Origin of the sequence: Pseudolactococcus reticulitermitis (assembly GCF_002260845.1) — a bacterium.
In the GTDB taxonomy this organism is placed as follows: domain Bacteria; phylum Bacillota; class Bacilli; order Lactobacillales; family Streptococcaceae; genus Pseudolactococcus; species Pseudolactococcus reticulitermitis.
On sequence record NZ_BEDT01000002.1, the window covers coordinates 299253 to 312554 of the forward strand.

Consider the following 13302-nt stretch of genomic DNA (forward strand, 5'->3'; position numbering starts at 1 on the left):
ATTAACCTTTCACATCAACACAGACAGCTTCTGGTACGATGAAGTCGTGTTGAATCTCGGTTAAGTGACCAGATACGCTATCACGGAAGAAGGTTGTGACATTATCAGAGTCTTGATGAGCTGCGATGACAATTTTGTCATCAGCGGATAGGTTGAAATCACGTGGCATTTTACCATGCGTTGCTGCAAGTTGAATCAATTCTAAAGTACCGTCAGCAAGAATTTTGAAAACTGCAATCGAATCATGCCCGCGATTTGAGCCATAAAGGAAGTTGCCATCTGATGAGATGCGGATAGCTGCAGTGCCGTTAAAATCAGTCCAATCTTCTGGCAAAGTCGAAATCGTTTGTAACAAACTGAACTCGCCAACGCCGTCATAAATCAAGACTTCAATGGTGCTGTTTAATTCGTTGATGAGGTAAGCGATTTTTTGTGTCGGATGGAAGGTGATATGACGAGGACCCGCACCCGGTGCAGATTTATAAGTGTTGAGTTTGGTTAATTGACCTTGGTCTGACACATCATACGTCACGACTTCGTCAGTGCCTAAATCACAAGTCACGAGATATTTATCCGGTGTCAAATCAGCGAAATGGACATGTGGGCTAGTCTGATTTTCGTGAGGACCAGAGCCTGTGTGTATGTCTTTATCAGCAAGGCTGAGACTGCCGTCGGTAGCACGTTTATAAACTAAGACTTCCCCTTTATGGTAGTTCGCACCATATACCAAATCACGGGCTTCATCTACTGCGACATAACAAAGTGGCGCGCCAGCGTCAACAACGTGGTTAATCAGTTTGCCGCCATTGTCAAAAGCCGCAATGCCGCCCTCGCCGTTCTCAGCACCGACGCTGTAAAGATGCCCAGCTTGGTCAAATGTGAGGTAAGTCGGGTTGGGCTCTTTCGCCACTAGCTGCCGGTCGCTAAGTAAGCCGGTCGTCGTGTCCAAGGTCGCTTTGTAAATGCCCTCAGACGTTTTTTTCGTATAAGTGCCAAAATATAGTGTTTCTGTCATAAATGTAATCCCTTTCAAATCGATATATTTATTATAGCATAACTTTCAAAATAAGCCTGAAATGAGGATAAAGGCGCTGACGAACCTTTTGTAGAAAGAGCAAGAACCGATAAGCGGTTTTTGTTTTTCTAGTCCAAAAATTTTTATATTTTAGGAAATTTTCGATAAACTCCTGAGTTTATCAACTATTTTATGATGAAAATAAGGGGGAAAGTAAAAAAAAGTAAAAAAAATAAAAGGAAGCGCTTGCAAAAAAAAAAAACTTATGTTACTATGAGGTTAGTTTACTAAACCGGTTTACTAAACGCAGAAAGGAGAGTCAAAATGGCTTATACATCATTTGTTTTTAATGCACAAATTGCGACCAATCAAGAGGGCATCAGGCAATCAGAAGTGTTTGAAGATGTTTTAAACGCTGGCTTTGATGCGATTGAAGTGCGTCGTGAATACTTCTTGGATGTCAAAAAAGAGTTGGCGGATATTTTGAAAAAAAGTCAAGAGGTACCACTAACGCTGTATTATAGCGCCCCAGTTGGTATATTTGTCAATGGACAAATCAATCCAGAGTTGACTGAAATTATCGAAGAGGCCAATTACCTTGGCGCCAAGCACTTAAAACTAGTTGTTGGAGATTTTGAAAACTATAGGGGGGACTTGCAGCAAGATTTAGCCCCTATCTTGGAGAAAGCAGGGGCATTAGCGATCAATGTTGAAAATGATTGGTCAGAATTAAATGGCGGTATCAGAAATAATCTCCTATTTGTCAAAGCCGCGAAGGAAAATAATGTTCCGATTGGTTTTGTATTTGACACAGGAAATTTTGCCGTCATAGGTGTCAATGTTGACACAGCCATAGAGCTTTTGGCACCGTTTACCCGTTATGTTCATATCAAGGGCATCAAATATGAAAATGGCTCAGCCAACGTGAGTAAACTTGATGAGACGGATCAAGATTGGCGACTTTTCTTAGACAAATTACCCAAAGATGTGCCTTTAGGTCTGGAATTTCCGTGTTCATTTGATGAAATAGCTAGACAATTAACGTTAGTCTAAACAGTAAAACAATCGTTATTGTCAGGCTATGTCGCTTTAAAAATGCGCATACGGAGCATGTAGAGGAGAAGAGAAAATGGGTACAATTATCATCGGCGTTTTATTAGCGCTATCATTTATTGGATTTGTTATATTTGCGATGAAAGGTGGCAATCTAACAGTCGGGTTCTTTACCATGGCAGTTTTATGGACAATCATTGGCTTGGTACCTTTAAATCAAGCCATTAAAGAGATTTTTACAGAACCTGTGTTGAATTACGGGAAAACAGCCGCCTACATTATTTTTGGCTCATGGTTTGGGCGCGTCTTGGTGGATACAGGCATTGCCGGTGCGATTTCCAAACAGACGGAAAAAGTTGGGAAAAAGTCCCCAGTGCTTGCGACCATCTTGATTGCCATCGTGACGATGTTAATCTTCACGAGTGCCTATGGTGTCGGTTCAGCCATCGCAGTTGGTGTGATTTTATTTCCCATCATGTTTAGTATTGGAGTGCCTAGAAATATTGCGACAGTCATTTTCACACTGTCTATCGGGGCCGCCATGTATATCAACAATGTCCTCTTTGTTCAATTTCAGGTTTTCTTTCCTGAAGTTGAGTGGGGACCACATTACCAGAAATTTGGTTTTATTGCCATGGGCGTCCAAGCAGTCGTCGTAATCCTGTTTATTTTATTCAATGCACGTAAAATAAAAAATGGCCAGCCCGAAGTACTTGAAGAAATGGCTAGCACGACTGAACAAGATAAACAAGTCCCAGTCTATACTTATTTATTGCCAATACTACCAGTTGTTTTGTCGGTCTTTGCTAAATGGGATTCCATCCCAGCACTGTTACTGTCAATCCTGCTAGCATTTCTACTGACAGGAAAGATGAAATCGTATACAGGATTTGTTGCGATTATGAACGAAACAGCCAAAACAGCCATCAGTGATATTGCCGGACTCTTGGTGATGTTATTCTGTTTGACTATGTTTCAATCTGCAGCACTTCATGCGATGAGTAGTTTTGATACGGTATTCGCTAATATTGTGCCAGATTCAAAACTGGTGTTAGTCATTGCGGTTTGTATTCTAGCGCCACTTTGTTATTTCCGTGGCCCATTGATGCTTTATGGTGCAGGTGCCGCAGTTGGTGCTTTGCTAATTGGTACAGGGAAGTTCGATCAATATTTCTTATATGGTCTATTAGTTGTCCCATCAATGATGGGGGTTTCAAGCTGTATTACACAATCATGGAATTTATGGAGTTGTAACTATGCCAAAGTGGATACCAAATCCTTCTTAACAACAGGTGTGCCTTGGGCTTGGTTTGCAACGGTCATTAATTTATTTGTTGCCTATTATTTCTTATAAAAAATGGAGGAAGAAAAAATGAGTGAATTTATTACTATCGGAGAAGCAATGGTATTGTTTGGGTCGTGTGAACCCGATTTGGCATTGAAAGATGCCAGTGAATACCGAAAATTTTTAGCGGGAGCAGAGGTCAATGTCTGTGTGGGTGTCGCGCGCCAAGGACACAGTGCGACTTATGTGACAGCACTTGGTGATGATCCGTTTGGTCACTTCATCGAAGAAACCATTCAGAAAAATGGGATTGAAACAGATTATATCTCATTTACCAAAGACTTCTGGACAGGATTTATGATGAAAAACCGTGTCATCAATGGCGACCCCGATATTTTTTACTGGCGTAAAAATTCGGCAGCGGCTAATTTTGCCAAAGCAAAAATTGATGAGATTGATTTGTCAGATACAAAATTTGCGCATCTATCAGGAATTTTCCCAGCAATTAGTGACAACGCCCTTAACGTGTTCCGCTATTTAGTGACGAAATTGCAAGAAGCTGGTGTTCGGACAACATTTGACCCGAATCTTCGACCACAACTTTGGGAATCTCAAGACTATATGATACAAGTCACTAATGAATTGGCAGCCCAGTCAGAGATTATTTTACCAGGGGTTAATGAAGGTGATATTTTGGTGGGGACTCGTGAACCCAGTGAAATTGCTGATTTTTACTTAAATCAAAGTGACATTACGCAAACAGTTATTGTCAAACTGGGCGAAGAAGGTGCGTATGTGAAACAAAAAGATGGTCGTGAGTTCACTGTTGCAGGGTTTAAAGCAAAAGAAGTCGTTGATACAGTAGGCGCTGGTGATGGGTTTGCAGCAGGCTTGATTTCATCATTGTTAGAAGGTGAAACAATTGAGCAGGCTGTTCGCAGAGCAAGTGCGATTGGCTGTCTAGCAGTACAATCACCGGGTGATAACGATGGTTATCCAACGGTTGAAGAATTACAAGCGTTTTATGCTGAACAGGCTTAACCTAGTGGCTCAAACAAACGCGATAGCTTGTACCAAGGAGGGAAAAAATGACTATTTTAGAGAAAATCAAGAAAATCAAATTAATTGCGGTTGTTCGTGCGGATACACCTGAAAAAGCAAGTCAAGCAGTAGATGCGCTAATCTTGGGAGGCATTACAGGAATTGAACTAACGTTTACCGTGCCAGAAGTCGAAACCGTCATTGCGGAAAAAGTGGCACAATATAAAGAGCGAGAAGATGTGCTAATTGGTGCGGGGACAGTTTTGACAGTAGATGAAGCGGAAAAAGCGATAGCAGCAGGGGCGACATTTATCGTGTCACCATGTTTTGATGCCCAAGTGTCAGAGTATGTCAATGGTCAAAACGTTGTCTACACACCGGGCTGTATGACGGTAACAGAGCTGAAAACTGCTTATGATGCGGGCAACCACTTACTGAAACTATTTCCAGGTTCAGCATTTGGCCCGTCGTTTATCCAAAGTGTTAAAGCACCACTACCCTTTATCAATATCATGCCAACTGGCGGTGTTTCGTTAGATAATATTGAAGCCTGGCTTGCAGCAGGCGCATTTGCCATTGGTGTTGGTGGGAATTTACTTGCATCTTTAGCGACAGAAGACTATAATAAAATTACCGAATTAGCTCGGGAATATAGTCAAAAGGTCGTCAAAGGTGAAAATAACGATTAATAAAATTGCGGAAATGGTTGGTGTCTCGAAATCAACCATTTCTAATTATTTAAATGGTAACCACAAGTCCATGTCTGAAAAAACAAGACAAAAAATTGAGCTGGTGATTGCAGAAACGAATTATCGACCATCAATCACAGCGGCCTCAATCAAGACAAGACGGACAAGATTGATAGGTGTCTTGATTTCAGATATTTCCAATTTGTATTCTTCTTTGCTACTAAAAGGTATCGGGGATGTCTTACACCAAGAACATTATGAAATGTTGATTATCGATTCTAGTAATTCAGCTGTGAAAGAACAAGAAAATATTTTACGTGTGCTTGATTATGGTGCGGATGGCATCATTTTACAGCCAGTGGCTCAAAATGCACAGGAATATGCTTATTTGAAGTTACCAGTCGTTTTAGCTGACCGCGAGCTTGAACCCCCTATTTTTCCAGTTGTGAAACCAGACAATCATCTCCAAACAAAAGCGCTAACGAAATATGCGATTGAACAGGGCTATGAAAAGTGTTACGTTGTAACAGAACCCTTAAAAGGGGCGACGACAAGATTAATACGCTATCAAGCCATCTTAGACGTAGCAGAAACTTCGGGCTTAGAAGTAGCGTTAATTGAGCTTGGGGAACAACCATTTGTCATGCCAAAAGATGAGAAGAAGGCGTTTATCTTTGCTTTGAACTCCAAATCACTAAGTATTGCGATTAAGGAAATCTTAGTTTCAAACCAGAAAGAGATTGGAATCTGTGGTTATGACGACTGGTTTTGGACAGATATTGCCTTGAATGGTGTGACAGCAATTGAACAAGATCCGGCGAAGATTGGTGAAGAAATTGCCCATTTATTGCTTGCTAAACTCAATCAAGAAGAGGTGCCAGTAAAAACAGTTATTCCGACTACTTTGCGTATTCGGAATAGTTTGTAGCAATAGATGCGCTCTGCTAAAAAGAATGAGAATAAAAGTCCTATTCCAACTACGGAATAGGATTTTTATTTGTCGAACCAAACAATAGCTTTTGTGCTTAGGCAGGACAGTTATCAGCCATGATTTTAGCTGACGGCTAATGACAGCTTTCGGATGTCATCGCTGAAGTTATGACGTTGACAATCATGTAGGCTCTGAATTTTGAGGGGGATAAGCAAGACTATTGATTAACCTATTGGAAAAGACTGTGTTCATTTTAAATACTTTCCATGAGATGACTAGCATAAGGTATGCTATAATATAAAATATAAATGTTTATGATGTGTTAATGAGATAGGTGAAGAAGATGAACGAAAAAAATGGTTTTAAGACGACTTGGTTTTTCAAATGGCTGTTAGATAATAAAGTGGCGACTGCTTTTGCGGTTATTTTGCTGTTTTTGCTTAATCTGCTCCTTTTGACAAAATTGAGTTTTATGTTCCAACCGATTGCTGATTTTCTCGGTGTTATCATGTTGCCGATTATTCTTGCAGCTGTTTTTTACTACCTGCTCAATCCCATTGTCGATTATTTCGAAGCACGTAAAGTGCATCGGATCGTGACGATTGTCATTTTGTTTGCGATTATTCTAGCCTTGATTGTCTGGGGATTAGCCGTTGCTATCCCGAATATGATCATGCAAGGCGAGAAGTTTGCGGCTAATTTTCCTGACTACGTGGAATCAGGTGAAAAACATCTCACCAGTCTTCTTGGCGACGAACGTTTCAAACAATTCAGTCCACAGATTGAAAAAGCTGTTGCGAGTTTTTCCGATAATTTGATTGACATTTCGAAAAATCTATCGACAACATTAGTGACAAGCACAAGCTCATTTTTGTCAACAGCGACGGGTGTCATTATCTCTCTCATGATTTTTCCGTTCATTCTGTTTTATCTCTTACGAGATGGCAAATCGCTTAATCAGTACGTGACGAATATGCTCCCCAATGCTTGGCGAAATGATACGTCAACCGTACTGACACAAGTTAATTTACAGCTTTCGAGTTATGTTCGCGGGCAGCTGATTGTCGCAGGGACTGTTGCGATTATGTTTTCTATCATGTTTTCAGTTGTTGGGCTTAAATATGCTGTTGTGATTGGCATTTCAGCTGGCTTCTTAAATCTAATTCCTTATCTTGGCTCATTCTTAGCCATGATTCCAGCTTTTATCATTGCGCTGATTGCAGGGCCGTTCATGGTGCTCAAAGTTGCCATTGTCTTTGTCATCGAGCAAACCATCGAAGGCCGTTTTGTTAGTCCGCTTGTTTTAGGTAGCAAACTGAATATTCATCCCATTACAATCCTATTTGTACTTCTGACATCTGGTAAAATCTTCGGTTTTTGGGGCGTTCTCATCGGTATTCCGGTCTATGCGTCTGCAAAAGTGATCGTCGTTTATTTTTATAAATGGTATCGGAAGATTTCGAAACTTTATGAAGATGAAGAGCAGGACACGCTTGAGTAATCTAAATTTACCGACGTTTCTCATGACTCTGTTGATATGAGAAGCGTTTTTTTGTGTCTAAAAACAGCCTTGTTTGTTTGAAAGCATACGATTGAGAGCTTAAAAATTGGACAAATCTAAAAAAATGAACTAGAATAAATGCGTAAGCGCTTTCTGCAATAGAGCTAAAGCTAGAAAAAGAGGGACATCAAATGAAAAAAATTATCAATCAACCATCAGACATCGTAACCGAAATGGTTGCAGGCTTGACGCGTGCCTATCCTGATTTAGTCAAGAGACTGGCTGGTACCAATGTGCTGATTAAAACTGAACAAACGTCACAAGTTCAGCTGATTTCAGGTGGCGGGAGCGGGCATGAGCCAAGTCATGCTGGTTTTATTGGCGATGGTATGCTCTCAGCAGCTGTCTGTGGCGAAGTTTTTACAAGTCCAACGCCAGACCAAATTTATGAGGCAGCAAAAGCCGTTGATACAGGGGCTGGTGTTTTCTTTATCATTAAAAATTATTCTGGTGATGTCATGAACTTTGATATGGCAAAAGATATGGCTGAAATGGACGATATCCAAGTCGATTTTGTGATTGTAGATGATGATATCGCAGTTGAAAATTCAACCTATACCCAAGGGAAACGAGGTGTTGCAGGAACGGTTCTCGTGCATAAGATTCTTGGCAATCTGGCACGCTCGGGTGCAAGCTTAGTGGAGATTAAACAAGCTGCCGAAGCATTAGTACCAGAAATTCACACGATTGCCGTTGCTTTGTCTGGTGCGACGGTGCCAGAAGTCGGGAAACCGGGTTTTGAGTTGCCAGAAGATGAGATTGAATATGGTGTGGGCATTCATGGCGAACCCGGTTATCGGCGTGAAAAAATGTTGCCATCAAAAGACTTAGCAAAAGAATTGGTTGATAAACTCGTTCAAGCTTTTGATGACGATACAGCGAGCAAGTACGCGATTTTGGTCAATGGGATGGGAGCGACACCCTTAATGGAGCAGTATATTTTTACCAATGATGTCATGAACTTGCTAGATGAAAAATCAATCAATGTTGCCTACACGAAAGTTGGCAATTTGATGACCTCGATTGATATGGCAGGTATTTCTCTGACCATGTTGCGACTGTCTGATACAACTTGGCTTGATGGACTGAACGCTGATGTCAAAACGATTGCTTGGGGGTGATAACCATGAATTTAACAGCTGAAATGGCTCGAAAATGGCTGATGTTATTCGATGAAAAAATTCAAGCTAAACAAGATGAATTGAGTGAGTTAGATACGACTATTGGTGATGGTGACCATGGGCATAATATGGCGCGCGGGATGACAGCAGTTGTGGCTGTTCTGAATGACAGCCAAACTTTACAAGAAGTCTTCAAAGCGACCGCTATGGCGTTGATTTCTAAAGTCGGTGGGGCAAGTGGGCCCTTGTACGGGACTGCTTTCATGGAAATGGCAAAAGTTGCTGCAACTTCTGACGATTTATCAGACTTATTGGCAGCTGGTTTGGCAGGCATTATCAAACGTGGTGGTGCGCAAGTCGGTGATAAAACGATGGTTGATGTTTGGACGCCAATCGTGTCAGAAATCGCCAAACAAAGGCTGACAAAAATTGAAATTGATGAATTTGTCATGGCAACCGCTGATTTACTCGCTAAAAAGGGGCGCGCGTCTTATGTTGGAGAGCGTTCGATTGGGCATATTGACCCGGGCAGTCAATCTTCTGGCTATTTATTTGAAAGTTTGTTGGAGGTGCTGGGATGACACGTTTGGGGATTGTCTTAGTGACACATGTCGCAGAAGTTTCTGATGGTTTAGTCAAGCTGTTGCGAGAAGTGGCGAAAGAGGTTGACATCACAGTTGGTGCGGGGCTTGATGACGGCGAAATTGGCACAAGTTTTGAGCGGATTCAAACCGCTTTTGACGCCAATCCAGCAGACGAACTTTTAGTTTTTTATGACTTGGGGTCAGCTAAGATGAATTTGGAAATGGTTATGGAATTTTCAGAACGACCTGTTCATTTATACGACACTGCCTTTGTCGAATCAGCTTATACAGCCGCTGCTTTGATTCAGGCAGGGAGCACACTTGATGCCATCAACCAACAGCTTGCACCATTAAAAATAAAATAGTCTGACGCAACAGGCTACTGAAAACGAAAGAATCAAATTGTGAAAATTGACGTATTTTTAGATAAAAAAGAAGCCATGCAAATCGATATCATTCGGCAGTTGCTGTTTCATGCGGGTAAAATGCCTTCGAAAAATTTGGCAGAGTTAGTCGGCTTGACACAGCATGCTTTGAAAGACTATCTGGCGGATATTAGTCAAATGTGTCAATCTTTGGGAGCGCGATTTGACCTCAAACTTGAGCAAAAACAAGTCACGCTTGCTTTTTCAACGGACATCAATTTGGATAAAATTATGCTAGCCTATTTAGATCAAAGTTTAGGCTATCAGATTTTGAGGTTTGTCTTTGAACATAAAAAGTTTTCTACCTTTCAACTTACGCAGGAATTTAACAGCAGTGAGGCAACCATTTTCCGAAAATTACGTGATTTGAATCAGTCGCTACAACCCTTTAATATCGGCATCAGAAACGGTCAGTTAGTAGGCGATGAGTTGCAAATTCGGTACTTTTACTATCAACTGTTTTTGCTAGTCGACTCGGGCTTTTCTAGCAATGATTTGGCTGTGACGAAGCTAGTGGCAGAACTTCAACCTGAGTTCCAGCAAAGTTTTTCAAAAATCGCACTGAAACGGTTGAGTTGCTGGCTTTTTGTGACGCGTCATCGTCTGCAGGTCGCCAATAGCGACAATGCCAGACTGACAGAAATTCAAGATAGATTTGAGACGGATAAACTTTACCAGATAATACAAGGGGTGGTGCGTGATTATCTTAATGAGACGGTCAACTTTGTAGGCAAGCATGAAGGTGCCATGTTTTATTGTTTTCTGATTACCTTTGATATTTTGGGTGAGGAGAATTTTGCGCGTTATGATTTGACGCGTCGTAAGAAGATTTCAACAGCTGTGCTAGATACTTACAGTCGGGAAATGATTGTCATGCACTATGGCTATCAAAAATTAAGTATTTCTGATGAGAAACGTTTGACTTATCAGCTGTCTCAGGTACATGCCCGAGCGCTCTATTTTCGGGGGCAACTCGCGACTTATGAATCGGAACGCTTGACCTTTTATTATCAACAGCACGTGACACCTGAGCTTGCGCAGTTGATTGCTAAGTTAATCGCAACGACACAGGAAAACTTGGGCATACAACGCTCTCATACTGATTTTCTGTGGCTTAACTATGCGAGTATTTTGATTGCTATTGATTTATCGCTGCATGAAAATATCTCGGTTGGGATAGAGTTGTCTAATTTGCCGACATTAGGGCAATCGCTCTATTATTTCTTACTGGCTGAACTGTCAAGTCTCACGCAGGTTCATTTTGAAAAGTATCGCCAGCACCACTATTACGATTTAATTTTGACGACGACAAAGAAACCGATTTCTGTGAAAGCAAACTATTACTATCTATCAGAGTTTCTGTCTGCTTACGATATCGCACAAATCAAGACCAAAATCAAAGCCATCAAGCATGAGAAGAATCATCGGCGATAGGTGTAGTGACTGGGAAATTCTGAAAGGAAAGGTAATGTAAATGGTGGAATATGTAGCGGAAATTAGACGGAAAATCGGTCATGATTTGCTAGTGTTAGTGGGGGCGAATGTGATTATCTACAATGACAAGCACGAGTATCTCTTGCAGCAACGTGCCAATGGTAATTGGGGGCTGATGGGTGGTTTGATGGAAGTTGGCGAATCCTTGGAGGAGACGGCTATCCGAGAGGTCTATGAAGAATCGGGCTTAGTCATCAAATCCTTAACCCAACTCCAAACATTTTCGGGAGATACCTTTAGGTATCAACTAGAAAATCAAGATGAGATATATGTCGTCACAACCTTATTTCTTGCCAAGCAAATCACAGGAGAAATGTCTTATCAGGGCAACGATGAAACCTTAAATCTTAAATATTTTACCTATCGAGACTTGCCTGAAACCCTGGAAGATGAATATCAACACTATATTCAATATTTTGAGACGCATGTTTTACAGCGTGAATGACCGTCATCAAGTATCAAAAAACATTAACTATCACAAATTATTAAAAAATAGCCGATTCTTGATAGGCTATTTTTTGTTTGGTGTGTTAAGATAAGGATGTAGCAAAAAGAAAGCGTTTTCTTAAACAAAGGAGGGATAACTATGGCAGAAGAACACTACATTATGGCGATTGACCAAGGGACGACAAGTTCCCGTGCCATTATTTTTAACAAGATGGGCTTGAAAATCGGGAGCTCACAAAAAGAATTTACGCAACATTTCCCACAAGAGGGGTGGGTCGAACATGATGCCAATGAAATTTGGAATTCCGTTCAATCTGTGATTGCCGGTGCTTTCATTGAATCAGGGGTAAAACCGTCACAGATTGCAGGGATTGGGATTACCAATCAACGTGAAACCACTGTCATCTGGGAAAAAGATACGGGGAAACCGATTTATCATGCTGTTGTCTGGCAATCTCGTCAAAGCTCTAGCATTGCAGACAAGCTAAAAGAAGACGGCAAAAGTGAGTGGTTTCACAAGAAAACAGGGCTTGTGATTGATGCTTACTTTTCAGCAACTAAAATTCGTTGGATTTTGGATCATGTTGCCGGCGCACAAGAAAGAGCAGAAAAAGGGGAATTGCTCTTTGGCACGATTGACACCTGGTTGGTTTGGAAAATGACAGATGGTCAGGCTCATGTGACGGACTTATCAAATGCGAGCCGAACCATGCTTTTTAATCTGACAACGCTGGATTGGGATCAGGAAATTTTGGATTTGCTGAATATTCCACGCAACATGTTACCAAAATTGGTCTCAAATTCTGAGATTTATGGTCAGACCCAAGGTTTCCATTTCTACGGCAGTGAAGTCCCGATTTCAGGTATGGCAGGCGACCAACAAGCAGCTTTATTTGGTCAAATGGCTTTTGAAGCTGGCATGGTCAAAAACACCTATGGTACAGGTTCTTTCATCGTCATGAATACGGGAGAGACGCCTAGCTTTTCAAAAAATAATTTACTGACGACCGTTGGGTATAGCCTTAATGGGCAAGTCAATTATGCGCTTGAGGGCAGTATTTTTGTTGCAGGATCAGCCATTCAGTGGATTCGCGATGGCTTGCAAATCATAGACAAAGCAAGTGATTCTGAAGCAGCAGCGCGTGCATCACAAAATGATGATGAAGTCTATCTCGTGCCCGCTTTTGTTGGTCTCGGTGCGCCTTACTGGGATCAAGATGCGCGTGGTGCCATGTTTGGACTGACCCGTGGGACGACAAGAAATGATATTATCAAAGCAACCTTGCAGTCGATTGCTTATCAGGTTCGGGATATTGTGGATACCATGCGTGATGATACTGGCATTGACATTCCGGTCTTGAAAGTTGACGGTGGTGGCACTGCCAATGACTACCTCATGCAATTCCAGTCAGATCTGCTTGACACGCCCATTCAACGGTCAAAAAATGCTGAAACGACAGCGCTTGGTGCAGCTTTCCTAGCAGGTCTAGCTGTTGGGTTCTGGCAAGACACAGATGAAATTCGAGAATTTTATGAAGCAGGTAAAATATTCGAAGCCAACATGGCACCAGAACGAAGAGAAAAATTGTATGACGGTTGGAAAAAAGCCGTGATTGCCACTCGGACGTTTAAGGTAAATGAAAAATGATGTTTTAA

General features: G+C 41.4%; 13 protein-coding genes. 12 read left to right on the top strand and 1 reads right to left on the bottom strand.

Annotated elements, in window-relative coordinates:
- Window position 1: 1 nt before the first annotated feature.
- Window positions 2-1015 (bottom strand): lactonase family protein, encoded by a 1014-nt coding sequence (locus RsY01_RS05355; protein WP_094784522.1) that lies wholly within the window; start codon window positions 1013-1015, stop codon window positions 2-4.
- Window positions 1016-1339: 324 nt separating this feature from the next.
- Between RsY01_RS05355 and RsY01_RS05360 the strand changes: the two genes are divergently transcribed.
- The 12 genes from RsY01_RS05360 to glpK all read left to right on the top strand — a co-directional run bounded on the left by RsY01_RS05360 (window position 1340) and on the right by glpK (window position 13294).
- Complete coding sequence (locus RsY01_RS05360) at window positions 1340-2068, top strand: sugar phosphate isomerase/epimerase family protein (RefSeq protein ID WP_094784523.1); 729 nt, start codon at window positions 1340-1342, stop codon at window positions 2066-2068.
- A gap of 76 nt (window positions 2069-2144) precedes the next feature.
- Window positions 2145-3422, top strand: coding sequence for a gluconate:proton symporter (locus tag RsY01_RS05365; RefSeq protein WP_094784524.1), 1278 nt, complete (start codon window positions 2145-2147; stop codon window positions 3420-3422).
- Window positions 3423-3440: 18 nt separating this feature from the next.
- On the top strand, window positions 3441-4394 hold the full coding sequence (locus RsY01_RS05370; protein ID WP_094784525.1) for a sugar kinase: 954 nt from the start codon (window positions 3441-3443) through the stop codon (window positions 4392-4394).
- A gap of 47 nt (window positions 4395-4441) precedes the next feature.
- On the top strand, window positions 4442-5083 hold the full coding sequence (locus RsY01_RS05375) for a bifunctional 2-keto-4-hydroxyglutarate aldolase/2-keto-3-deoxy-6-phosphogluconate aldolase (protein ID WP_094784526.1): 642 nt from the start codon (window positions 4442-4444) through the stop codon (window positions 5081-5083).
- Window positions 5067-6011 (top strand): LacI family DNA-binding transcriptional regulator, encoded by a 945-nt coding sequence (locus RsY01_RS05380; RefSeq protein WP_094784527.1) that lies wholly within the window; start codon window positions 5067-5069, stop codon window positions 6009-6011. Before RsY01_RS05375 ends, RsY01_RS05380 begins: the two co-directional genes overlap by 17 nt.
- A 346-nt stretch (window positions 6012-6357) precedes the next feature.
- Window positions 6358-7515: an AI-2E family transporter gene (locus tag RsY01_RS05385; protein WP_094784528.1), complete on the top strand. Its 1158-nt coding sequence runs from the start codon at window positions 6358-6360 to the stop codon at window positions 7513-7515.
- Window positions 7516-7706: 191 nt separating this feature from the next.
- Complete coding sequence (gene dhaK, locus RsY01_RS05390) at window positions 7707-8696, top strand: dihydroxyacetone kinase subunit DhaK (RefSeq protein ID WP_094784529.1); 990 nt, start codon at window positions 7707-7709, stop codon at window positions 8694-8696.
- A gap of 5 nt (window positions 8697-8701) precedes the next feature.
- Complete coding sequence (gene dhaL, locus RsY01_RS05395; protein WP_094784530.1) at window positions 8702-9277, top strand: dihydroxyacetone kinase subunit DhaL; 576 nt, start codon at window positions 8702-8704, stop codon at window positions 9275-9277.
- A complete protein-coding gene (gene dhaM / locus RsY01_RS05400; RefSeq protein WP_094784531.1) occupies window positions 9274-9645 on the top strand; it encodes a dihydroxyacetone kinase phosphoryl donor subunit DhaM in 372 nt (123 codons plus the stop codon). Before dhaL ends, dhaM begins: the two co-directional genes overlap by 4 nt.
- A gap of 39 nt (window positions 9646-9684) precedes the next feature.
- On the top strand, window positions 9685-11139 hold the full coding sequence (locus tag RsY01_RS05405) for an AcpB/EbpR/MafR family transcriptional regulator (protein ID WP_094784532.1): 1455 nt from the start codon (window positions 9685-9687) through the stop codon (window positions 11137-11139).
- 40 nt (window positions 11140-11179) lie between these two features.
- Window positions 11180-11644 carry an NUDIX hydrolase gene (locus RsY01_RS05410; RefSeq protein ID WP_094784533.1) on the top strand — a complete coding sequence of 155 codons (465 nt, stop codon included), beginning with the start codon at window positions 11180-11182 and terminating at the stop codon, window positions 11642-11644.
- Window positions 11645-11785: 141 nt separating this feature from the next.
- Window positions 11786-13294: a glycerol kinase GlpK gene (gene glpK / locus RsY01_RS05415; RefSeq protein ID WP_094784534.1), complete on the top strand. Its 1509-nt coding sequence runs from the start codon at window positions 11786-11788 to the stop codon at window positions 13292-13294.
- Window positions 13295-13302 lie beyond the last annotated feature (8 nt).

Bases quoted from the DNA above. Each gene is read 5' to 3' on its own strand.
- RsY01_RS05355 (WP_094784522.1), bottom strand. From the start codon at position 1,015: ATGACAGAAACACTATATTTTGGCACTTATACGAAAAAAACGTCTGAG.
- RsY01_RS05385 (WP_094784528.1), top strand. From the start codon at position 6,358: ATGAACGAAAAAAATGGTTTTAAGACGACTTGGTTTTTCAAATGGCTG.
- dhaK (WP_094784529.1), top strand. From the start codon at position 7,707: ATGAAAAAAATTATCAATCAACCATCAGACATCGTAACCGAAATGGTT.
- RsY01_RS05410 (WP_094784533.1), top strand. From the start codon at position 11,180: ATGGTGGAATATGTAGCGGAAATTAGACGGAAAATCGGTCATGATTTG.
- dhaL (WP_094784530.1), top strand. From the start codon at position 8,702: ATGAATTTAACAGCTGAAATGGCTCGAAAATGGCTGATGTTATTCGAT.
- RsY01_RS05370 (WP_094784525.1), top strand. From the start codon at position 3,441: ATGAGTGAATTTATTACTATCGGAGAAGCAATGGTATTGTTTGGGTCG.
- glpK (WP_094784534.1), top strand. From the start codon at position 11,786: ATGGCAGAAGAACACTACATTATGGCGATTGACCAAGGGACGACAAGT.
- RsY01_RS05365 (WP_094784524.1), top strand. From the start codon at position 2,145: ATGGGTACAATTATCATCGGCGTTTTATTAGCGCTATCATTTATTGGA.
- RsY01_RS05360 (WP_094784523.1), top strand. From the start codon at position 1,340: ATGGCTTATACATCATTTGTTTTTAATGCACAAATTGCGACCAATCAA.
- dhaM (WP_094784531.1), top strand. From the start codon at position 9,274: ATGACACGTTTGGGGATTGTCTTAGTGACACATGTCGCAGAAGTTTCT.
- RsY01_RS05375 (WP_094784526.1), top strand. From the start codon at position 4,442: ATGACTATTTTAGAGAAAATCAAGAAAATCAAATTAATTGCGGTTGTT.